This window comes from Pseudomonas sp. FW305-7 (assembly GCF_058786735.1).
On record NZ_JBYSZA010000011.1, the window covers coordinates 136,907 to 159,737 of the forward strand.

Genomic DNA, 22,831 nt, shown 5'->3' on the forward strand with positions numbered 1-22,831 from the left:
AATGAGTAACTGAACATGTCCACCACCACGGGCAAAGGCAAAGCGATTTTCCGCGTTGTCAGCGGCAACTTCCTCGAAATGTTCGACTTCATGGTCTACGGCTTCTATGCCACGGCCATCGCCAAGACCTTCTTCCCGGCCGACAGCGCCTTCGCTTCGCTGATGCTTTCGCTCGCGACCTTCGGCGCCGGGTTTCTGATGCGTCCGCTGGGGGCTATTTTCCTCGGTGCCTACATTGACCGGCATGGTCGCCGCCAGGGCCTGATCATCACGCTGGCCCTGATGGCTGCCGGCACGGTGCTGATTGCCTGCGTTCCGGGATACGCCACACTCGGCGTCGCCGCGCCGCTGATCGTGTTGTTCGGCCGCTTGCTGCAAGGCTTCTCCGCTGGCGTCGAGTTGGGTGGTGTGTCGGTTTATCTGGCAGAAATCGCCACACCGGGGCGCAAGGGCTTCTTCGTCAGTTGGCAATCCGCGAGCCAACAAGCGGCGGTGGTCTTTGCCGGACTGCTGGGTGTTGCTCTCAACCATTGGCTGAGCCCGGAACAAATGGGTGACTGGGGCTGGCGTGTGCCGTTTCTGATCGGTTGCATGATTGTGCCGGTCATTTTCGTGATCCGTCGCTCACTGGAAGAAACCCCGGAATTCCAGGCACGCAAGCATCGCCCTACCCTGCGGGAAATCGTCCGTTCGATCGGACAGAACTTTGGCATCGTCATCGCCGGCATGGCGCTTGTGGTGATGACCACGGTTTCCTTCTATCTGATCACCGCGTACACCCCGACCTTCGGCAAGGCCGAACTGCACTTGTCGGACTTCGATGCCTTGCTGGTGACGGTGTGTATCGGCCTGTCGAACTTCTTCTGGCTGCCGGTGATGGGCTCGGTGTCCGACAAGATCGGCCGTAAACCCCTACTGCTCGCTGCGACGATTCTGGCGATTCTGACGGCCTACCCTGCCCTGTCGTGGCTGGTGGCGAACCCGAGTTTCAGCCATTTGCTGATCGTCGAGTTGTGGCTGTCGTTCCTGTACGGCTCGTACAACGGCGCGATGGTCGTGGCGCTGACCGAGATCATGCCGGTGGAAGTGCGGACGACCGGGTTTTCGCTGGCCTACAGCCTGGCGACAGCGACGTTCGGCGGGTTTACGCCGGCAGCGTGTACTTATCTGATTCATGTACTGGATAACAAGGCTGCGCCGGGGATCTGGCTCAGTGGCGCGGCCGTGCTGGGGTTGATTGCGACGCTGGTGTTGTTCCGGGGTAACAAACATGAGCTGCGCACGGCGCAAGCGGCTGTACCTGGCGGCGCCCGATAGGACGCCATCGCTGGCAAGCCAGCTCCCGCAGGTTTCTTTGGTGTACACACCTTTGTGAACGACCTAAACCACTGTGAGAGCTGGCTTGCCAGCGATGAGGCCGCAACAGGCAACAGATATTTACCAGGCATAAAAAAACGCCCCGACCAAAGTCGGGGCGTTTTCATTTGCAGCTAAGGCTTAGCGCGGGAACGCTGGCGGGTTTACCCCGGCCATGTCTTCCATCACGCGAACAACCTGGCAGCTGTAACCGAACTCGTTGTCGTACCAGACGTACAGAACAACGCGGTTGTCCTGAACGATGGTCGCTTCAGCGTCGACCACACCAGCGTGGCGCGAGCCAACGAAGTCGGTCGAAACCACTTCCTGCGAGTTGACGAAGTCGATTTGCTTGTGCAGATCGGAGTGCAGCGCCATGTAGCGCAGGTACTCGTTCATCTCTTCACGGGTGGCGGCTTTCTCAAGGTTGAGGTTGAGAATGGCCATCGACACGTTTGGCGTCGGAACGCGGATCGCGTTACCGGTCAGCTTGCCAGCCAGTTCAGGCAGAGCCTTGGCAGCAGCAGTGGCAGCACCGGTCTCGGTGATTACCATGTTCAGCGCAGCGGAACGACCACGGCGATCGCCTTTGTGGAAGTTGTCGATCAGGTTCTGGTCGTTGGTGTACGAGTGAACGGTTTCGACGTGACCGTTGATGATGCCGAACTTGTCATTCACCGCTTTCAGCACCGGCACGATGGCGTTGGTGGTGCAGGAAGCGGCGGACACGATCTTGTCGTCAGCGGTGATTTCACCGTGGTTGATGCCGTGAACGATGTTCTTCAGCTTGCCTTTGCCAGGCGCGGTCAGAACAACGCGGTCGATACCCGGGCAGGCCAGGTGCTGACCCAGGCCATCCGCATCACGCCATACACCGGTGTTGTCCACCAGCAGCGCGTCTTTGATGCCGTACTGGGTGTAATCAACCTCGGTCGGGTTCTTCGCGTAGATCACCTGGATCAGGTTACCGTTGGCGGTGATGGTGTTGTTTTCTTCGTCGATGGTGATGGTGCCGTTGAACGAACCATGTACCGAATCGCGACGCAGCAGGCTGGCGCGCTTGGTCAGGTCGTTGTCGGCGCCTTTGCGCACGACGATGGCACGCAGACGCAGACCGTCGCCACCACCGGTTTTCTCGATCAGGATGCGCGCCAGCAGACGGCCGATACGACCGAAACCGTACAGCACAACATCAGTGCCTTTGCGGGCCGAAGCGTTTTGCTGGCCAACCACGTCAGCCATTTCTTCACGAACGAATTGCTCGGCGGTGCGGCCATTGCCTTCGCTGCGGAATTTGAACGCCAACTTGCCCAGATCCACCGAAGCCGCGCCGAGCTTGAGCTCGCTCATGGCCTTGAGCAGTGGGAATGTTTCGTGGACGGAGAGTTCGCTGTCGTCGGCAGAACGATGACGAGCAAAGCGATGAGCTTTGAGAATCGCGATGACAGACTGGTTGATCAGGCTGCGGCCATAGATCGAGCTCACCACGTTGTTATTGCGGTAGAGCTGACCGATAAGCGGAATCATCGCTTCTGCGAGTGCTTCACGGTCGATCCATTCACCAAGACACTGGTCGGGCTTCTGAGTCACGGGAACCTTCCACATGTAGGGGCAGAAAAAAGGGGCTACATTATGCCGCCCAGAACCTCTTGTAGCAATGCGCGCTTGTCGCGCAATCGGTAACAAAATTCCGTCACAAAAAATAACGCCGCTCTCCAGCCCAGTAAAACCGGGGCCTCCAGCACAGTCAATTTTTCGACAAGTGTTAGACGATGTCTGTAACCCTCCGTAACACCACTCGATTTCGGCACTACATAACCCTCAAAAAAGTGCTCTTTTTTATGGTTACCACTACATTTCGTGCAAACAGCGAAGATAGACACAGTCTGCAACTGACAGGCAGCACCGGACGCCGCTACAATTACCGACTTTGTCGCAACGCCTGGAGCTCAACCTTCCGTGCCTGTTCTGCGTCTACCGCTTCTCCCTGCCGCGGCAGGTAAACAGCATTGGGGCAACTTGCCCGGTGCCGCCCTGAGCCTGGCGATTGCCGAGGCTGCCAGCGCTGCCAAGCGCTTCACCCTGCTACTGACCGCCGACAGCCAGAGTGCCGAACGGCTGGAACAGGAGCTGAGTTTCTTCGCCCCGGATTTGCCCGTTCTGCATTTCCCCGACTGGGAAACCCTGCCGTACGACCTGTTTTCGCCGCACCAGGACATCATTTCCCAGCGCATCGCCAGCCTTTATAAACTGCCGGAGCTGGAACATGGCGTGCTGGTGGTGCCGATCACTACGGCCCTGCATCGACTGGCGCCGACCAAATTCCTGCTCGGCAGCAGTCTGGTGCTGGATGTCGGCCAGAAGCTCGACGTCGAACAGATGCGCACGCGGCTTGAAGCCAGTGGCTATCGCTACGTCGACACGGTGTACGAGCACGGCGAATTCACCGTGCGCGGGGCGCTGATCGACCTGTTCCCGATGGGCAGCAAACTGCCGTATCGCATCGACTTGTTCGACGACGAAATCGAAACCTTGCGCACGTTCGATCCGGAAAACCAGCGCTCCATCGACAAGGTCGATTCGGTCAAGCTGTTGCCGGCCCGTGAGTTCCCGCTGCAAAAAGATGCGGTCACCCGCTTCAAGGCGCGGTTCCGCGAGCGTTTCGATGTCGACTTCCGGCGCTGCCCGATCTTTCAGGACTTGAGCAGCGGCATCACGCCCGCCGGCATCGAGTACTACCTGCCGCTGTTTTTCGACGAAACCTCGACCCTGTTCGATTACCTGCCGCAGGACACGCAAGTGTTCTCGCTGCCAGGCATCGAGCAGGCGGCGGAAAACTTCTGGAACGACGTGCGCAATCGCTATGAGGAGCGCCGCGTCGATCCATCGCGCCCTCTATTGCCGCCAGCCGAATTGTTCCTGCCGGTGGAGGACTGCTTCGCCCGCCTGAAGAGCTGGCCGCGAGTGGTCGCCAGCCAGCAGGACGTGGAAACCGGCGTCGGTCGCGAACGCTTTCCGGCCCAGGCACTGCCGAATCTGGCCATCGAAGCCAAAGCCACTCAACCGCTGGCAGCGCTGTCGAACTTCCTTGATGAATTCCCCGGACGCGTGCTGTTCACCGCCGAATCGGCGGGGCGTCGCGAAGTCTTGCTGGAGCTGCTCGAACGCCTGAAGCTGCGACCAAAAACCGTCGACAGCTGGCCGGACTTCGTTGCGAGCAAGGATCGCCTGGCGATCACCATCGCGCCGCTCGATGAAGGCTTGATGCTCGACGATCCGGCGCTGGCGCTGGTCGCGGAAAGTCCGCTGTTCGGGCAACGCGTGATGCAGCGTCGCCGTCGTGAAAAGCGCGCGGATGCCAACAACGACGCGGTGATCAAGAACCTCACCGAGTTGCGTGAAGGCGCGCCGGTGGTGCATATCGACCACGGTGTCGGCCGCTACCTGGGCCTGACGATTCTGGAAATCGACAATCAGGCTGCCGAGTTCCTCACCCTCGAATACGCCGAGAACGCCAAGCTCTACGTGCCGGTGGCCAACCTGCACCTGATCGCCCGCTACACCGGTAGCGACGATTCGCTGGCCCCGCTGCACCGTCTCGGCTCGGAAACCTGGCAGAAAGCCAAGCGCAAAGCCGCTGAACAAGTGCGCGATGTCGCCGCCGAACTGCTCGACATCTATGCCCGCCGCGCCGCTCGCGAAGGCTACGCGTTTGCCGACCCGAAAGCCGATTACGCGACCTTCAGCGCCGGTTTCCCGTTCGAAGAAACGCCGGATCAGCAGTCGACCATCGAAGCCGTGCGCGAAGACATGCTCGCGCCGAAACCGATGGATCGACTGGTCTGCGGCGACGTCGGTTTCGGCAAGACCGAAGTGGCCATGCGCGCGGCGTTCATCGCTGTGCATGGTGGTCGCCAAGTGGCGATTCTGGTACCGACCACCCTCCTCGCCCAGCAGCACTACAACAGCTTCCGCGATCGTTTCGCCGACTGGCCAGTGACTGTGGAAGTGATGAGCCGCTTCAAATCCGCCAAGGAAGTGAACGCTGCGATCGCCGATCTGGCGGAAGGAAAGATCGACATCGTTATCGGCACCCACAAGCTGCTGTCCGATGACGTCAAAATCAAAAACCTCGGCCTGGTGATCATCGACGAAGAACACCGTTTCGGTGTGCGCCAGAAAGAGCAGCTCAAGGCCCTGCGCAGCGAAGTCGACATTCTCACGCTGACTGCCACGCCGATTCCGCGCACGCTGAACATGGCGGTGTCGGGCATGCGTGACCTGTCGATCATCGCCACGCCGCCGGCGCGCCGCCTGTCAGTGCGCACCTTCGTCATGGAGCAGAACAAGAGCACGGTCAAAGAAGCTTTGCTCCGTGAACTGCTGCGCGGCGGTCAGGTTTATTACCTGCACAACGATGTGAAGACCATCGAGAAATGCGCCGCCGACCTCGCCGAACTGGTCCCGGAAGCACGAATCGGCATCGGCCATGGGCAGATGCGCGAGCGCGAACTCGAGCAGGTGATGAGCGACTTCTACCACAAGCGCTTCAACGTGCTGATCGCCTCGACCATCATCGAGACCGGCATCGACGTGCCGAGCGCCAACACCATCATCATCGAGCGCGCCGACAAGTTCGGCCTGGCGCAACTGCACCAGTTGCGCGGCCGTGTCGGCCGTAGTCACCACCAGGCTTACGCTTACCTGCTGACACCGCCACGCCAGCAAATCACCTCGGACGCGGAAAAACGTCTGGAGGCGATTGCCAACACCCAGGATCTCGGTGCCGGTTTCGTCCTGGCGACCAACGACCTGGAAATCCGTGGCGCCGGCGAATTGCTCGGCGATGGCCAGAGCGGGCAGATTCAAGCCGTGGGCTTCACGCTGTACATGGAAATGCTTGAACGTGCGGTGAAGTCGATCCGCAAGGGCGAGCAACCGAACCTTGATCAACCACTCGGCGGCGGCCCGGAAGTCAACCTGCGGGTGCCGGCGCTGATTCCGGAAGACTATCTGCCGGATGTGCATGCGCGGCTGATTCTGTACAAGCGCATCGCGTCGGCCACCGACGAGGAAGGTTTGAAGGATCTGCAAGTCGAGATGATCGACCGTTTCGGCCTGCTGCCGGAGCCGACCAAGAATCTGGTGCGCATCACGGCCTTGAAGTTGCAGGCTGAACAGTTGGGCATCAAGAAGGTCGACGGCGGCCCGCAGGGTGGACGCATCGAGTTCGCCGCGCAGACGCCGGTCGACCCGATGACCCTGATCAAACTGATCCAGAGTCAGCCGAAACGCTACAAATTCGAAGGCGCCACCATGTTCAAGTTCCAGGTGCCGATGGAGCGCCCGGAAGAGCGCTTTAATACTGTAGAGGCGCTGTTCGAGCGCCTCATCCCGAAAACTGCTTGAAGGACGCCGCATGCGCCTGTTTCGCTCACTGACCCTGCTACTCACTTTCGTAGCACCGATGGCGTTTGCCGATGACCTGTATCAGGTCGAAATGATTCTGGTCCGTCAGAACGCAGTTCCGGCCATTGTCAGCCGCGCTGCGCCGGAAGACTGGGCTGCCGGCGCTCAGCGCCTGGCCGATGACAGCCAGCGCACTCCGGCGCTGAACGACGTCGCCAACAAACTCACCGCCAGCGGCGAATACAGCGTGTTGCTGCATAATGCCTGGCAACAGACCCTCGGCGAGACACCGACCAAGGTGGCCGTCAGCGATGGCAAGGAACAGTTCGGCCAGTTCCCGATCGAGGGCACCCTGGAAATGAAACTCGGGCGCTTCACCGATGTGAATGCCGACTTCTGGGTGAACCAGATCGACGCCAACGGCATGGTCACCGCCAGCGAACGCCTGAAACAGGACAGCCACACCAAAAACGGTCAACTCAACTACCTCGATAACGGTCACCTGGCCCTGCTGATCAAGATCACTTCCCTGACGGCGCCTGCGCCACGGGAAGCGCCTGAAGCCATTCCGGACTGATCGAAGTCCTTATGTCCGCGCCCCTGAGTAAACCGTTGGCACCCTCCTGGGTCAGCCGATTCAAGGAACAGAGCCTGGAGCGTGGCCGCCGCTACGCCCTGGAAAACCGGGTACGCATCGCCCAGGTCGGCGATGCAACCATCACCGCCAGTTGCGAAGGCTCTGGCGGTAACGTCTACCGTCAGACCATTCACCTGCGCGAGTCAGCCAAAGGCACTTTGCTGCTGGTCGACGCCGCCTGCACCTGCCCGGTTCGCACCAACTGCAAACATTGCGCAGCGGTATTGCTGCAAATCCAGGAAACCCTCGACTACCCCGCCGCCGCGAAAGACGCCGAACTGCTGGAAAAACTCCAGGCCGTACTGGAAAACCGCAGCCCGAAAGCGCCACCACAAGTGCTGGTGGACAACGTGCAGCCGGTGCCACGCCTGTGGCTGGCCAGTGTCGAGTTCAGCGCCTTCGAGCCGCGCAACGGCAAGATGCAGCGCTACATTCAGCATCGCGCAGCGCTGTCGTTCAGCTATCTGGACGAGTACGTCAGCGGGCAGAAGAACAGCGATATCCTGATTCGCCAGGAAACCCAGACACTGCGGATAAAACGCCATCCGGAAGTCGAACAGTCCTACCGGGAGCAGTTACGAATCCTCGGCTTCCGTATCGCCACCCGTCAGAGCAAGGCACTGCCGGAAAGTGCCGGCGAACTGTATGAGATGGTCAATGACAGCGCGTGGCTGACCTTTACCCTTAACGATTTGCCGAAGCTGCGCACCCATGGCTGGGAATTGCAGATCGATGAGGAATTCGGCTTTGATCTGACGGCGGTGGATGACTGGTACGCCACGGTCGAGCAGGCGCCGGAACGCGACTGGTTTGATCTGGAACTGGGCATCATCGTCAACGGCGAGCGCTTGAGCCTCTTGCCGATCCTGCTCAATCTGATGCGTTCGCACGCGGAAATCCTCAACCCGGAACGCCTTGCGCGCCGTCGCGATGACGAGCTGATTCTGGTCAATATTCCGCAGCGCAACAACGAGCACGGGCCGCTGCAAGTGGCGCTGCCACTCGGGCGATTGAAGCCGGTATTGGCAACTCTGGGCGAGTTCTACCTGCAGGAACCGGGTGAAACCACCCTGCGCCTGAGCAGGGCCGACGCAACGCGCCTTAACTCGCTGGAGGGCATTCCGCTGCTGTGGGAGGGCGGCGAGCAGATCCGCACATTTGCGCAACGTCTGCGCGACATCCGCGACTTCAGCACAGAAGCGCCAGAAGGCTTGAACGCGACGCTGCGCCCCTATCAGCTCGAAGGCTTGAGCTGGATGCAATCACTGCGACAACTGGAAGTCGGCGGGATTCTCGCGGACGACATGGGCCTGGGTAAAACCCTACAGACCCTGGCGCATATTCTCAGCGAGAAAAACGCCGGACGACTTGATCGGCCCTGCATGGTGGTGATGCCCACCAGCCTGATTCCGAATTGGCTCGATGAAGCGGCGCACTTCACACCGCAACTTAAAGTGGTGGCGCTGTACGGGGCCGGTCGCAAAAAACACTTCGACAATCTGGCCGACTTCGACCTGATCCTCACCACCTATGCCCTGCTGCCCAAGGACGTCGAGCGTCTGGCGCAACAGCCGCTGCACGTACTGGTGCTGGACGAAGCGCAATACATCAAGAATCCGAACAGCAAAGCGGCTCAGGCAGCACGCGAACTGAATGCCCGCCAGCGCCTGTGCCTGAGCGGTACGCCGCTGGAAAACCACCTCGGTGAATTGTGGTCGCTGTTCCACTTCCTGCTGCCAGGCTGGCTCGGTGACGTCAAAAGCTTCAACGCCGATTACCGTGTGCCCATCGAAAAGCGCGGCAGCGAAGTCAGACTTCAGCACCTCAATGGTCGGATAAAACCGTTTCTGCTGCGCCGCACCAAGGAACAGGTTGCGACTGAACTGCCGCCGAAGACGGAAATCATCCACTGGGTCGATCTCAACGAAGCCCAGCGCGATGTGTACGAAACCATGCGCCTGGCGATGGACAAGAAAGTCCGCGACGAGATCACCCGCAAAGGCGTGGCGCGCAGTCAGATCATCATTCTCGAAGCCTTGCTGAAGCTGCGTCAGGTTTGCTGTGATTTGCGCCTGGTCAACGACGCCACGCTGCCCGCCCGCGGCAGCACGTCGGGCAAGCTCGATAGCTTGATGGAAATGCTTGAGGAATTGTTCGAGGAAGGTCGGCGGATTCTGCTGTTTTCGCAGTTCACGTCGATGCTGTCACTGATCGAAAAAGAGCTGAAAAAACGCAATGTCGCCTACGCGCTGTTGACGGGCCAGACCCGTGATCGGCGCACACCGGTGAAGGAATTCCAGAGCGGCAAGCGTCAGATCTTTCTGATCAGTCTGAAGGCTGGCGGTGTCGGCCTGAACCTGACCGAAGCGGATACCGTGATTCACTACGACCCGTGGTGGAATCCGGCGACCGAGAACCAGGCCACCGATCGCGCGTATCGGATCGGCCAGGAGAAGCCGGTGTTCGTCTACAAGATGATTGCCCGGGGCACGGTGGAAGAGAAGATTCAGCATCTGCAAAGGGAAAAGTCCGACCTCGCAGCCGGCGTGCTGGACGGGCGCAAGGCTGGAGACTGGAAGCTGCAGAACGACGATATCGAAGCATTGTTTGCGCCGTTGCCGGATAAGCTCGACAAGCGCTGAGATCTGCTTTTTCAGATAAATAGCCATCGCTGGCAAGCCAGCTCCCACAGTGATTTAGGGTTGAACACTATTTTGTGAACGATACGAAACCTGTGGGAGCTGGCTTGCCAGCGATGGGGCCCTCCGATAATGGCCTCAGATTTAGGTAATCAATCCTTGGAAACAGGCAACGGCGCAAACAGCGCCTCAATGTCGCTCTGCTCCAATTTCCAGCCACCCGTCGTTCCGCCCTCAAGCACCGCTCCGGCCAACGCCGCTTTCTCCTGCTGCAACGCCTGAATTTTTTCCTCTACAGTGCCTCGTGCAATCAACTTGTAGACGAACACCGGGTTGTTTTGCCCGATTCGATACGCCCGATCAGTGGCCTGATTTTCCACCGCCGGATTCCACCAAGGGTCGAAGTGAATCACCGTGTCCGCAGCGGTCAGGTTCAAACCGGTACCTCCGGCCTTCAAACTGATCAGAAACAGCGGCACCTTGCCGCCCTGAAAATCCTTCACCGGCGTGCGTCGATCCGTGGTTTCGCCGGTCAGCAGCGAATAGCCAATGTCACGTTACTGCAATTCTTCCTCGATCAAGGCGAGCATCGAGGTGAACTGCGAAAACAACAGGATCCGGCGACCTTCGCTGAGCAGCTCTTCAAGCATTTCCATCAAGCTGACCAACTTGCCACTGCCGGAGCGCAGCGCCTTCGCCGTCAGCGGCATGTTGATCAGGCGCAAGTCGCAACAGACCTGACGCAGCTTGAGCAATGCATCAAGAATGATGATCTGACTGCGCGCCACGCCACTGCGGGCAATTTCGTCGCGCACTTTTTTGTCCATCGCCACACGAACGGTTTCATAGACGTCGCGCTGGCCGTCGCTGAGATCGACCCAATGGACAATTTCGGTTTTCGGTGGCAATTCAGTGGCGACCTGATCCTTTTTGCGGCGCAGCAAAAACGGCTTGATGCGCGCTGTCAGGTGCTGCATGCGCTGAACATTGCCGTGCTTCTCGATTGGCGTGCGGTAATCGCGATTGAAGGACTTGCTGTCGCCGAGCCAACCGGGCATGAGGAAATGAAACTGCGACCAAAGCTCGCCCAAGTGGTTTTCCAATGGCGTGCCGCTCAGGCACAAGCGCTGGCGGGCCTGCAAGTCGCGCGCGGCCTGCGCGGCTTTGCTGAGCGGGTTCTTGATGTTCTGCGCTTCGTCGAGAATCAGCACGCTCCACGTCTGCGGCTGCAAGACCTCCAGATCCCTCGGCAACAACGCGTAAGTGGTCAGTACCAAATCGTACTCAGCCAGATCAGCGAAATCCTTTTGCCGCCCCGAGCCGTGCAGCGCCAATACTTTCAACTGGGGGGTGAAACGCTCGGCCTCGTCGAGCCAGTTGGGAATAAGGCTGGTCGGCATCACCGCCAGTGCCGGGCAATCGAGGCGTCCGGCGTGTTTTTCCGTGAGCAGATGCGCCAAGGTTTGCAGCGTTTTGCCCAGACCCATGTCATCGCCCAGAATGCCGCCTACTTCAAGCTCGCGTAGGGTTTGCATCCAGTTCAGACCTTCGAGCTGATACGGGCGCAGTTGCGCGTTAAGGCCGGCCGGCGCAGCGACGTGGGTGTGACTGGCGTTCTGCAGGCGCTTGGCAAAGGTGCGCAGCCGCTCGCCACCCTGCCAATCCAGCGGTACGCCATCGAGCATACTCAAGCGCGCGGCGTCCGGGACACTCAAGCGCAGTGCATCGCCCTGATGACCGCCCAGATACAACTCGCCCAGTGTGGCCATCAGCGGTTTGACCCGACTCAGCGGCAGCGCGACCTTGGCGCCCGATGGGTCGCCAAAACCGCTGGGCTTCAGTTCGATCAGGAGTTTTTCGTCATCGCTGCGTTGTGCCAGATTGACCGGGTCAAGCAAGCGCGGCTGGGTGCGCAACAAGTGCAGAAGGATCGGTAGCAAACTATAGCGCTGGCCATTGACGACAATACCCAACTGCAAATCAAACCACTGATGGCCAGCCTCTTCCTCGACCTCGGCGTACCAATGCTCGACTGGCTGCACATTGAAATGAAAGCCGGGACTGATCTCGACTTCCCAGTTCAAGGCGCACAGCGTGGCAAGCCCTTCGTGCATAAACCCGAGCCAGGCGGAATCATCCGGCAACGTGAACATCTCGCCGGGACGATCCAGCGAACTCTTGCGGGTGGCTTTCTTGAAGCCGTGCTTTTGCAGAATCTGGCGCAGTTTCTTTTCCACCGCAGGCTGGCGTTGAATGCGCTGGGTTTCGGTACCGTTGAGGATCATTACTTCCGGGTTGCGATCCACCGTCGGCTGGCCGTTGTAGGTAAACACCAGAGCGGCGCGGTGCTCAAGAACGTATTCCCAGCGCGAGCGCTCCCGACCGCTGACGAGGGTGAGTTGCGGCTGCGGAAGTACGTCGTAGATGACTCGTTCGGTCAGTTGGTGGGGCGGCGGGATTCTCGTTGCAGCGCTCATGCGATGACTGAACTGCATGGCCTGACGCGCCGCAATGTCTGGCGCCAGAGTCAAATGACTGGCCAGTTTTTCTTCCAGCTCATTGAACAGAAGGCCAATCTGCCGCTGTTCACGATCCAGGTAATAAAGCGGCTCCAGCGCCAGCACGGTTTCCTGCGCTGCCTCGGCACTGCTCCACTGCGCGCGGAACCCGCCGTCGGCCTGCTCGGCCCAGGCGAACTGGCCTATGCGTTTCGCGCCCGGCACCAACGGTCGCAAATCCACGAAATCGAGGAAAAGCCGCGAGGTGCGCAGGAGCATTTCCAGCAGTTCGGCACCGCTGCTGCCTTCCAGCGGATAGCCGCTGTAATAGGCGTGGTGCGAGTGCATGGCAACCAGCAGCCTGGCGACGCGCAGATCCAGCTCGGACAGGTAGCCGGGCTGACGCGTGAGCATTTCCGCTAGCGAATACATCGGTTTGACTTCGCGTAACTCGCCGCTCTTAAGCTGGGAGACCTTGAAAATATCGAGCAGCCACTTGCCGCTCACTGACGTTGGCTTGAGCTTGTAAAACAGGCGCGTGCCTGCGGTTTGCGCGCCTTCTTCAGCGGGCTTGGCCGGCACGGGGATGGTCGAAAGCCAATGTTCCAGCGCCCGCCCCAACTGGATCTGTGCGTCATTTTCAGACGCCTCATGATCACTGCCCTGCAGGTGATAAAGCACCGCAGCGCAGTGCTTGCAGTCGATTGCGACAGGACAGGTGCACAGGCAACGCAAGTTGACGGAACCCCGCCGATCTTCGGACAGGTAAATGGTTTGTTCATACGCCTGATCTTCCGAGCCGACGCAGAACGCCTCGATCTTCCTGTCATCGATCGCGATGATCTCTACCCGATCACCGGCGGCATAAGCCCGAGCCTTGACCAGGGCATTGCTAGTGAATGCCCGAGCCCAGGCCAACGACTTAAGCTGTTCGATGAGAATGCTCATGGGCAGTCCCTAGCCAGCCAGCACCCGCGCCAACGTCGACTTCACCTTGCCCATTCCGTCATGCAACGCCTGCTCGATTTCGGCCATGGTGATCACTTCCGTGGTCTTGCCCGCTGCCGGATTCACCACCAGCGCCAGACACGCATAATCCAGATCCAGCTCTCGGGCCAGCGCTGCTTCCGGCATGCCGGTCATGCCGACGATGTCGCAGCCATCTCGTTCCAGACGCATGATTTCGGCGACCGTTTCCAGGCGTGGGCCCTGGGTGCAGGCATAAACGCCCTGATCGCTGTACTCGCAGCCTTCAGCAGCCACGGCGGCGATCAACTGCTGACGCAGCGGCTCGCTGTAGGGAAAGCTGAAGTCGATGTGAGTGACGTGTTCCAGATCATCGGCGAAATAGGTGTGCTCGCGACCGCTGGTGTAGTCGACGATCTGATGTGGCACGCAAAAATGCCCGGTGCCCATGGCTGAGTGAATGCCACCGACGGCATTCACCGCGATGATCGCTTCGGCGCCGGCCTGCTTCAACGCCCACAGGTTGGCGCGGTAGTTGACCTTGTGCGGCGGGAAGCGATGCGGGTGACCGTGACGGGCGAGGAACAGCACTTCCTTGCCGGCGTATTCGCCAATCTGCACTTCGGCGGAGGGTGCGCCATAAGGCGTATCTACCGCCAGCGATTGGCGAATGCTCAAGCCCTCAAGCTGAGTCAGGCCGGTGCCACCGATGATTGCGTAAACCGTCATAGCGAAAAATCCTTAATCAATCAGTTGAGCGTCTTTGAGCGCGCCGATGGCGGTGAGCCAGCGCGGATCCTGACGGTAATCGGTGCTGGCAAACGACTGGCCGCGCATCCGCGCGATACGCGCAGACGGCTTGACTTTCATGCGTTGCACGGCGCTCAGGGCCAGTTCGGCAGCGGCGCGGTCGTTGCACACCAGGCCCATATCGCAGCCGGCGCTGAGCGCCGCCTCGATGCGGCTGGCAGCATCGCCGACCACATGGGCGCCAGCCATCGACAGGTCATCACTGAAGATCACACCGTCAAACTGCAATTCGCCGCGCAGGATGTCCTGTAACCAGCGCCGGGAGAAGCCGGCTGGCTGCGAATCGACTTGCGGGTAAATGACGTGAGCCGGCATGACGGCGGCCAGTTGCTTGCTGAGTCTGGCGAACGGCACGAGGTCGTTGGCGCGGATCTCTTCGAGACTGCGCTCGTCGTTGGGGATGGCGACGTGGGAATCGGCCTCGGCCCAGCCATGACCCGGAAAGTGCTTGCCGGTGGCAGCCATTCCTGCGCTGTTCATGCCGCGAATGAACGCCCCGGCGAGCAGCGCGGCACGTTCGGGATCGCCCTCAAAGGAACGGGTGCCGACCACGGCGCTACGCTGGTAATCGAGATCCAGCACAGGTGCGAAGCTCAGATCGAGCCCGACTGCCAGCACTTCGGTGGCCATGATCCAGCCACATTGCTCGGCCAGATACTCAGCATTCGGATTGTCGGCGATGGCGCGCATGGCCGGCAGACGTACAAAGCCCTGACGCAGACGCTGCACGCGACCGCCCTCTTGATCCACCGCCAGCAGCAGATCCGGGCGAACCGCGCGGATCGCCGCGCTCAGCTCACGCACCTGGCGTGGGTGCTCGATGTTGCGGGCAAAAATGATCAGGCCACCCACTTCGGGCTGACGCAACAATTGGCGATCTTCAGCCGTCAGCCAGGTACCGGCGACGTCCACCATCAACGAGCCTTGCAGGCCAGCAGTCATAGAGATTCCTTGAAAACTAAAAACCCGATCCGCACGAAATCGCCACCGAGGGCGGCGCCCGGCAGGTCGGCGATATCGATGGAGAACGGGTTCAGAACGAGAGTCGGCATGGGCGGCTAGCTTAGCGGATACAAGCTGCCGCGCCCACCCGTGCGCGGTTAAACCTTGGCGGCTACCGGCGTTGACTTGCTGCGAGGCCGCAGTTGCGCAGTCGCCATGGCCGCATCAGTGACACCGGTTTCGGCGCGCATGCCCGCAGCGAGGAACGGCACCATCAGGCGCATGACCTGCTCAATGGAGGTGTTGACGCCGAAATCGGTCTCGGCAATCGCACGCAAGGCCTTGATGCCGGACATGCTGAACGCTGCGGCGCCGAGCATGAAATGCACGCGCCAGAACAATTCGATAGGAGGAATGCGGGGTGCCGCTTCGTTGACCAGCAGCATGTAACGGCGGAACACCTTGCCGTACATGTCTTCCAGATAACGGCGCAAGTGGCCCTGGCTCTGGCTGAACGCGAGGCCCAGCAAGCGCATGAAAATCGACAGATCGTTGCCGCTGCGTGGTTGAACCACGAGGGCCTGTTCGACGAGGATTTCCAGCAGTTCTTCCAGAGTCGGCTTGTTTTCAGGCTTGGCCTGACGGCGCTCCAGCTCTTTGTCGAGGCTGATGCAGAACGGCCCGAGAAACCGCGAAAAAACCGCCTGAATCAGCGCTTTCTTGGAGCCGAAGTGATAGTTAACCGCTGCCAGGTTGACGCCAGCCTTGCTGGTGATCAAACGCAATGAGGTTTCAGCGAAACCTTTCTCCGCGAACAACTGCTCGGCAGCATCAAGAATGCGTTCAACGGTTTCCGACTGGGCCATGGCTACTCCGCCTGACAAACACTTGTTTGAAACATACGTTTCAGCCTGTGCGTTGTCAAGCCTGCCGGTTCGTTTTGGGAATGGTCGGTCAGCTATTTAACCACACAAGGTCAACGCATTAATAAGCCGATAGGTCGACCGTCCGGCGGCGTGCAAAAAAACGAGCATTGCCAAGACCGCTTCACTGTATATAATCCCAGTCACTGTATAAAAAGACAGAGCGATGATTATGCTAAAGCTGACGCCACGCCAAGCCGAGATTCTGGCCTTCATCAAACGTTGCCTCGAAGACAACGGCTACCCGCCAACCCGCGCGGAAATCGCTCAGGAGCTGGGTTTCAAGTCGCCCAACGCGGCGGAAGAACACCTCAAGGCACTGGCCCGCAAGGGCGCCATCGAAATGACCCCTGGCGCTTCTCGCGGCATTCGCATCCCCGGCTTTGAAGCCAAGCCCGACGACTCTACCCTGCCAATCATTGGCCGGGTCGCTGCCGGTGCACCGATCCTCGCCCAGCAGCACATCGAGGAATCCTGCAACATCAATCCAGCGTTCTTCCACCCTCGCGCCGACTACCTGCTGCGCGTGCACGGCATGAGCATGAAGGACATCGGCATTTTCGACGGCGATCTGCTCGCTGTTCATACCACTCGCGAAGCACGTAATGGTCAGGTTGTCGTCGCCCGTATCGGCGATGAAGTGACCGTCAAACGCTTCAAGCGTGAAGGTAGCAAAGTCTGGCTGATTGCCGAAAACCCTGAGTTCGCCCCTATCGAAGTCGACCTGAAAGATCAGGAACTGGTGATCGAAGGCTTGAGTGTCGGCGTAATCCGCCGCTAAAGGAGGCTTTATGCAGTTCCCACACACCCCTCAGCAAACACAACTGCCTTTATTCGAAGCGTTTCTGGCGCAACCGATGGCGCCGATCCTGAAAGATGTGGTCGAACGCCCTTGGAATGCCGAACCTGAAGTATTCAGTGAGCTGTCACTGCGCGGTGCGACCGGGAACTGTTTGAACCTGCTGGCCCCGATCCTTCGTGAATTGAGCGACGATCAGGACGCACGCTGGCTGACACTGATCGCGCCGCCTGCCAGCCTGACCCAATCGTGGCTGCGCGATGCTGGCCTTAACCGCGAACGCATTTTGCTGCTGCAACCGCGAGGCATTCAAAGCGCTCAGCAACTCGCTTGCGAAGCCTTGCGCCTGGGTCGCAGCCACACAGTGGTCACTTGGCTCAACCCGTTGAACACAAGTTCACGGCAACAACTGATCAGCGCTGCACGCATGGGCGACGCTCAAAGCCTGAACATTCGATTGGGTTGATCACAAGTTAAGCGCGCTGTGTTAAGCGCAGGGCTTCTCCAAGGACAGAGAAGCCGATCTGAAGCGGTATCGACAAGAACCTGAAGCAGCCGGGAATCAATGAAGAACCCGCGGCCCCTCTTCTTTATCAAACTCACCCTCGATCATCCGGCCTGCCATCTGCACGCCGACGCTCAGCATCGCCTTGGCGATTTCCACATGCTGACCCTGCAGGAATGTCTTGGCATCCTCGGAGAAATCCAGAGTCACCAGAGAACCCTCGTCCTCAGCCCTGCGCAGTTCGATTCGGCCGTCGGGTAACTCGACAATTTCTAGAAAGGACGTTGGCATATAGGTCTGTTCTCCACGAAAGGCAGGGATTATATAGACATCATTCAGGCTTCGCTCGGGATCTTGACCAGCAGCATGTTTCAGATTGCCACCGTGTCAATCGCCCTCAGCACTCGTTCAAGCCTTCGCGGAAACGTATCGCCAGACCTTTCAAGTTCTGCCGCCAGCTCTCCAGTTCCTCTCGACTTAGCTCTTGCGGCGCCTCTTCTTCATCCAGATTGACTGCCTGAATCAACGGCTGCGTGACGTCGCCCTTTGGTTTGTGTGGCACCCGTGGTGGCTGAAACATTGCCGAGTGTGCAGCCAGCAGTTTTGCCAGCCAGGTTTCAGAGTTGCCCGCCAACTCAACCATTTCGGCCAGTTCGGGAATCGCAATCGACTCCAGCACTTCACGCGTCAGCAGCATCTCGGCCCGTGGCGCATTGGCTTGCGGCAGACGATAAAAACCCGCGATCTCATGGCAAAGACCCAGCAAGGCGCCGTACAGGTGAAACAGCGCCGATTCACGCCCGGCCTGAATCAACGCCAGAGAATTCATCGCCCGCCCCTCTTCAGCGCGAGCCAAGGCTTCGAGCGACAGGCCAGCGAAATAGATCTTCTGATTGGTACGGGTATAGAGTTCGTGAGCCATGACGGCGCTCTCCACAACGAAATAATTGCTTCACACAGGCCGGACAGTGTCATGGATCAGCCGATCCCACCGCAAGCACAAAACAAAAAGGCCGCATGAAAACCCGAAGGTTGTCATACGGCCTTTTCAGTACCTGACTAACGCTTACTCGGCCTTGGCCTTCGCACTGCGCTTGTCTTCAACCGTCCACTTGCCACCGTCGAAATACGCCTTCCAACCGGTAGGCTTGCCGTCGACTTCAGTCTGCACGTACTGCTCCTTGGTCTTGCGGCTGTAGCGGATCACTGCTGGCAAACCATCAGGATCCTTCTGCGGCGCATCGCACAGGAAGTGGTACTTCGGATCGATCTGATCCTTGTGCGGCAGAATCTCGATCACCAGTGGAGCACGGGTCTCACGGTTTTTCGGGAACTGACTGGCCGCCAGGAACAGGCCGGACGCACCGTCACGCAGGATATAGGTGTCGTTGACCTTTTCGCATTTCAGCTCAGGCATCTTCACCGGATCCATCTTCGGCGGCGCCGCATCACCACTCTTCAGCAGTTTGCGGGTGTTTTTGCACGTCGGATTGGTGCAACCGAAGAACTTGCCGAAACGGCCAGTCTTGAGCTGCATCTCGCTGCCACACTTGTCGCATTCCAGGCTCGGACCTTCGTAGCCCTTGATGCGATAGCTGCCCTCTTCGATTTCGTAGCCGGCGCAATCCGGGTTGTTACCGCAGATGTGCAGCTTGCGCTTCTCGTCGAGCAGGTAGGCGTCCATCGCCGTGCTGCAGATCGGGCAGCGATGCTTGCCACGCAGTACCAACGATTCCGACTCACCTTCGTCGTCCGCAGCGATTTCATCGCCCGGCACCAGGTTGACCGTGGCCTTGCAGCGCTCTTTCGGCGGCAGGCTGTAGCCCGAGCAACCGAGGAAAACGCCGGTCGAAGCAGTACGGATCTGCATCGGACGACCGCAAGTGGTGCACGGAATATCGGTCATGACCGGCTGGTTGGCACGCATGCCATTTTCCGGATTTTCGGCTACTTCGAGTTTCTTTTTGAAATCGCCGTAAAACTCGTCCAGCACGTTTTTCCAGTCGCGCTCGCCCTGAGCCACGTCATCGAGGTTCTCTTCCATGCCGGCGGTGAAACCGTAGTCCATGAGGTTCGAGAAGCTCTCCGACAGACGCTCGGTAACGATGTCGCCCATCTTTTCCGAGTAGAAACGGCGGTTGTGCAGGGTCACGTAGCCGCGATCCTGGATGGTCGAAATGATCGCTGCGTAGGTCGAAGGACGACCGATGCCGCGTTTCTCCATTTCCTTGACCAGGCTGGCTTCGGAGTAACGGGCCGGCGGCTTGGTAAAGTGCTGGGACGGATCAAGCTTGATCAGCTTCATCACGTCGCCCTGCGCCATGTCTGGCAGAACGTCGTCATCGCCAGGCTTGGCAATCTGCGGCATCACGCGGGTGTAACCGTCGAACTTGAGGATACGGCCTTTGGCACGCAGCTCGAAGTCACCAGCGCCGACGCTGACTGTAGTCGACAGGTATTGCGCCGGTAGCATCTGGCACGCCAGGAACTGACGCCAGATCAGCTCGTAGAGACGCTCAGCATCGCGCTCCATGCCCGCCAGCTTGCTCGGGATGGTGTTGGCGTCAGACGGACGAATCGCTTCGTGAGCCTCTTGTGCGCCTTCTTTGCTGCTGTAGACGTTCGGCGTTTCCGGCAGGTACTTCTTGCCGAATTCGTCTTCGATGTAAGCACGTGCCATCGTCACGGCATCGGCCGAGAGGTTGGTCGAGTCGGTACGCATATAAGTGATGTAGCCGGCTTCGTACAGACGCTGGGCCATCATCATGGTTTTCTTCACGCCGAAGCCCAGGCGATTGCTCGCAGCCTGTTGCAAAGTGGACGTGATGAACGGCGCCGACGGCTTGCTGCTGGTCGGTTTGTCTTCGCGCTTGACGATGCTGTAGCTGGAAGCCTTGAGCTTCTCCAGCGCGGCCATGGCCTGAGCTTCGTTCAGCGGCTTGAAGGCTTCGCCCTTTTCGCGAGCGACTTCGAAACGCACGGTCGAGCCTTTGGTGGTGCCGAGATCGGCATGCACTTCCCAGTACTCTTCCGGGTTGAAAGCACGAATTTCGCGCTCACGCTCGACCACCAGCTTCACGGCAACCGATTGCACGCGACCGGCGGACAGGCCACGGGCGATCTTCGCCCACAGCAGCGGCGAAACCATGTAACCCACAACGCGATCGAGGAAACGACGCGCCTGTTGTGCGTTGACGCGATCGATATCCAGCTCGCCCGGTTCCGAGAAGGCTTCCTGAATCGCCTTCTTGGTGATTTCGTTGAACACCACGCGCTTGTAGCGGCTGTCGTCACCACCGATGGCTTCGCGCAGGTGCCAGGCAATGGCTTCCCCCTCGCGATCCAAGTCGGTTGCGAGATAGATGGTGTCAGCATCTTTGGCGAGCCGGCGCAGCTCTTCGATGACCTTCTCTTTGCCCGGGAGGATCTCGTACTGGGCTTTCCACCCATGATCGGGATCGACACCCATACGCGAGACGAGCTGCTTGCGCGCTTTCTCTTTCGGCGAGAGCACCGGACCTTCGCCCGCAGCAGCCTTGCCGCGCTTGGCGGCTGGCTCTTTGCTGGCGCTAGCCGAACCGCTGGTGGGCAGGTCTCGGATATGGCCGATACTCGACTTCACCACGTATTGGTTACCCAGATACTTGTTGATGGTCTTGGCCTTAGCCGGGGATTCCACAATGACCAGCGATTTGCCCATGGATCAGAAAATTCCTGAATTCTAGAAGTGAAAGGCGGTTGGCGCCTGACGCGGCACCGCTATATATAGTTGATACAAGGTGAGGTCAAGCACAGGGTTCTGTGCGAACTCGCCTTATGCCCTGGAAAAAAGGCTCGGTTCGGCTTGCACCAAAGCAAAGCGTGGCACCTGCTCGCCGTCAACCTCGACCGACTCGAGAAACATGCTCAAGGGGCGAACCCAAAAGCCGTAATCGCCATACAGGGCTTGGTAAAACACCACTTCTTCTTCGGTTTCGGAATGCCGCGCAACACTGAATACGCGGTACTGCGGACCTTTGTAATGTTGGTAGAGCCCAGGTTGTATCGGCACGCTTCGGCCCTCACTCAAATTTTTTCAAAATAAAAACAAAATAAATCCACAAAAACAAAAACCGGGGCACTTGGCCCCGGCTTCCATCGACGAGACGCTTAAACGCGTTCGAAGACGGTGGAGATGCCTTGGCCGAGACCAATGCACATAGTGGCCACCCCGAAGGTGCCGCTATTCTGCTTCATCACGTTCAGCAAGGTGCCGGAAATACGGGCACCGGAGCAACCGAACGGGTGACCCAGGGCGATCGCGCCGCCGTGCAGGTTAACCTTCTCGTTCATCTTGTCGAGCACTTTCAGATCTTTCAGCACTGGCAGAGCCTGTGCAGCGAAAGCTTCGTTGAGCTCGAAGAAGTCGATATCGTTGATGCCAAGGCCCGCACGCTTCAGGGCTTTTTGTGTTGCCGGAACTGGACCATAGCCCATGATCGCCGGATCCACACCCGCCACTGCCATCGAACGGATAACTGCCATCGGCTGGATACCCAGATCCTGCGCACGCTGCGCCGACATCACGATCATGCACGAAGCACCATCGGTGATCTGCGACGAAGTACCGGCAGTCACGGTGCCGCCCTTTGGATTGAAGGCAGGCTTGAGGGCCGCCAGACTTTCCAGGGTGGTTTCCGGACGAATGGTTTCGTCGTAGTCGAACAGTTTCAGGAAACCGTTCTCGTCGTAGCCCTGCATCGGGATGATTTCGTCTTTGAACTTGCCTTCCACAGTTGCCTTGTGGGCCAGCTGGTGGGAACGCACGCCGAAAGCGTCCTGTTGTTCGCGAGTGATGCCGTGCATTTTGCCGAGCATTTCAGCGGTCAGGCCCATCATGCCCGAGGCTTTCGCCGCGTACAGCGACATGTGCGGGTTCGGATCGACACCGTGCATCATGCTCACGTGGCCCATATGCTCGACGCCGCCAACCACGAATACGTCACCGTTGCCGGTCATGATCGCTTGCGCAGCGGTGTGCAGCGCGCTCATCGACGAGCCACACAGACGGCTGACGGTCTGGCCAGCCGAAGTGTGCGGAATCTGGGTCATCAGCGACGCCATGCGCGCGATGTTCCAGCCCTGCTCCAGGGTCTGGTTGACGCAGCCCCAGATCACGTCTTCGACTTCAGCAGGATCGACCTTGCTGTTGCGTTCCAGCAATTTGCTGATCAGGTGCGCCGACATGTCTTCGGCGCGGGTGTTGCGGTGCATGCCGCCCTTGGAGCGGCCCATCGGAGTACGACCGAAGTCGACAATCACGACGTCTCTAGGATTCAAGCTCATAAGTTCACTCTCACTCTAGTTG

Annotated in this window: 15 protein-coding genes and 1 pseudogene; 6 read left to right on the forward strand and 10 right to left on the reverse strand. The window is 59.2% G+C overall.

Translation table 11 applies throughout. The features are described 5' to 3' along the window. Positions 1-15 precede the first annotated feature (15 nt). Entirely contained in the window at positions 16-1,317 is a 1,302-nt protein-coding gene (locus tag AC3WMT_RS15650; RefSeq protein ID WP_103305075.1) for an MFS transporter, read from the forward strand. A gap of 180 nt (positions 1,318-1,497) precedes the next feature. Here the strand turns inward: AC3WMT_RS15650 and AC3WMT_RS15655 are convergent, their stop codons facing one another. Next, positions 1,498-2,961: a glyceraldehyde-3-phosphate dehydrogenase gene (locus tag AC3WMT_RS15655; protein ID WP_103305074.1), complete on the reverse strand. Its 1,464-nt coding sequence runs from the start codon at positions 2,959-2,961 to the stop codon at positions 1,498-1,500. Positions 2,962-3,315: 354 nt separating this feature from the next. Here AC3WMT_RS15655 and mfd point away from each other — a divergent pair, with 354 nt between their 5' ends. Genes mfd through AC3WMT_RS15670 form a run of 3 tightly spaced genes read left to right on the forward strand, consistent with a single transcriptional unit; the run spans position 3,316 to position 10,044 of the window. Next, positions 3,316-6,765, forward strand: coding sequence for a transcription-repair coupling factor (gene mfd, locus AC3WMT_RS15660; RefSeq protein WP_103305073.1), 3,450 nt, complete (start codon positions 3,316-3,318; stop codon positions 6,763-6,765). 10 nt (positions 6,766-6,775) lie between these two features. Continuing rightward, entirely contained in the window at positions 6,776-7,342 is a 567-nt protein-coding gene (locus tag AC3WMT_RS15665; RefSeq protein WP_103305072.1) for a CsiV family protein, read from the forward strand. 11 nt (positions 7,343-7,353) lie between these two features. Continuing rightward, positions 7,354-10,044 (forward strand): DEAD/DEAH box helicase, encoded by a 2,691-nt coding sequence (locus tag AC3WMT_RS15670; RefSeq protein ID WP_103305071.1) that lies wholly within the window; start codon positions 7,354-7,356, stop codon positions 10,042-10,044. Between the two features lie 149 nt (positions 10,045-10,193). On the opposite strand, the pseudogene AC3WMT_RS15675 reads toward AC3WMT_RS15670, so the two are convergent. From AC3WMT_RS15675 to AC3WMT_RS15690, 4 genes and pseudogenes are all read right to left on the reverse strand, one after another. Then, positions 10,194-13,487, reverse strand: a pseudogene (locus AC3WMT_RS15675) (DEAD/DEAH box helicase). 9 nt (positions 13,488-13,496) lie between these two features. Next, positions 13,497-14,234 carry an S-methyl-5'-thioinosine phosphorylase gene (locus tag AC3WMT_RS15680; protein WP_103305070.1) on the reverse strand — a complete coding sequence of 246 codons (738 nt, stop codon included), beginning with the start codon at positions 14,232-14,234 and terminating at the stop codon, positions 13,497-13,499. 12 nt (positions 14,235-14,246) lie between these two features. Beyond that, a complete protein-coding gene (gene nagZ, locus AC3WMT_RS15685) occupies positions 14,247-15,245 on the reverse strand; it encodes a beta-N-acetylhexosaminidase (RefSeq protein WP_177431424.1) in 999 nt (332 codons plus the stop codon). A gap of 170 nt (positions 15,246-15,415) precedes the next feature. Further along, positions 15,416-16,123 (reverse strand): TetR/AcrR family transcriptional regulator, encoded by a 708-nt coding sequence (locus AC3WMT_RS15690; RefSeq protein ID WP_007910473.1) that lies wholly within the window; start codon positions 16,121-16,123, stop codon positions 15,416-15,418. Between the two features lie 229 nt (positions 16,124-16,352). Here AC3WMT_RS15690 and lexA point away from each other — a divergent pair, with 229 nt between their 5' ends. Together lexA and sulA are read left to right on the forward strand one after the other, a co-directional pair. After that, positions 16,353-16,961: a transcriptional repressor LexA gene (lexA, locus tag AC3WMT_RS15695; RefSeq protein ID WP_090284744.1), complete on the forward strand. Its 609-nt coding sequence runs from the start codon at positions 16,353-16,355 to the stop codon at positions 16,959-16,961. A gap of 10 nt (positions 16,962-16,971) precedes the next feature. Beyond that, positions 16,972-17,445 (forward strand): SOS-induced cell division inhibitor SulA, encoded by a 474-nt coding sequence (sulA, locus tag AC3WMT_RS15700; protein WP_103305068.1) that lies wholly within the window; start codon positions 16,972-16,974, stop codon positions 17,443-17,445. Between the two features lie 96 nt (positions 17,446-17,541). Here sulA and AC3WMT_RS15705 read toward each other — a convergent pair whose 3' ends face one another. The 5 genes from AC3WMT_RS15705 to fadA all read right to left on the reverse strand — a co-directional run bounded on the left by AC3WMT_RS15705 (position 17,542) and on the right by fadA (position 22,809). After that, a complete protein-coding gene (locus tag AC3WMT_RS15705; RefSeq protein WP_008082203.1) occupies positions 17,542-17,775 on the reverse strand; it encodes a hypothetical protein in 234 nt (77 codons plus the stop codon). A gap of 106 nt (positions 17,776-17,881) precedes the next feature. After that, positions 17,882-18,406 (reverse strand): DUF6586 family protein, encoded by a 525-nt coding sequence (locus tag AC3WMT_RS15710; RefSeq protein WP_103305067.1) that lies wholly within the window; start codon positions 18,404-18,406, stop codon positions 17,882-17,884. A gap of 144 nt (positions 18,407-18,550) precedes the next feature. Continuing rightward, entirely contained in the window at positions 18,551-21,184 is a 2,634-nt protein-coding gene (gene topA, locus AC3WMT_RS15715; RefSeq protein ID WP_103305066.1) for a type I DNA topoisomerase, read from the reverse strand. Between the two features lie 114 nt (positions 21,185-21,298). After that, the gene (locus AC3WMT_RS15720; protein WP_103305065.1) at positions 21,299-21,535 is read right to left on the reverse strand and encodes a DUF1653 domain-containing protein; all 237 of its coding nucleotides are present in this window, start codon (positions 21,533-21,535) and stop codon (positions 21,299-21,301) included. Between the two features lie 98 nt (positions 21,536-21,633). Then, positions 21,634-22,809, reverse strand: a complete 1,176-nt coding sequence (gene fadA, locus AC3WMT_RS15725; RefSeq protein ID WP_102356365.1) for an acetyl-CoA C-acyltransferase FadA — start codon at positions 22,807-22,809, stop codon at positions 21,634-21,636. Positions 22,810-22,831: the final 22 nt, after the last annotated feature.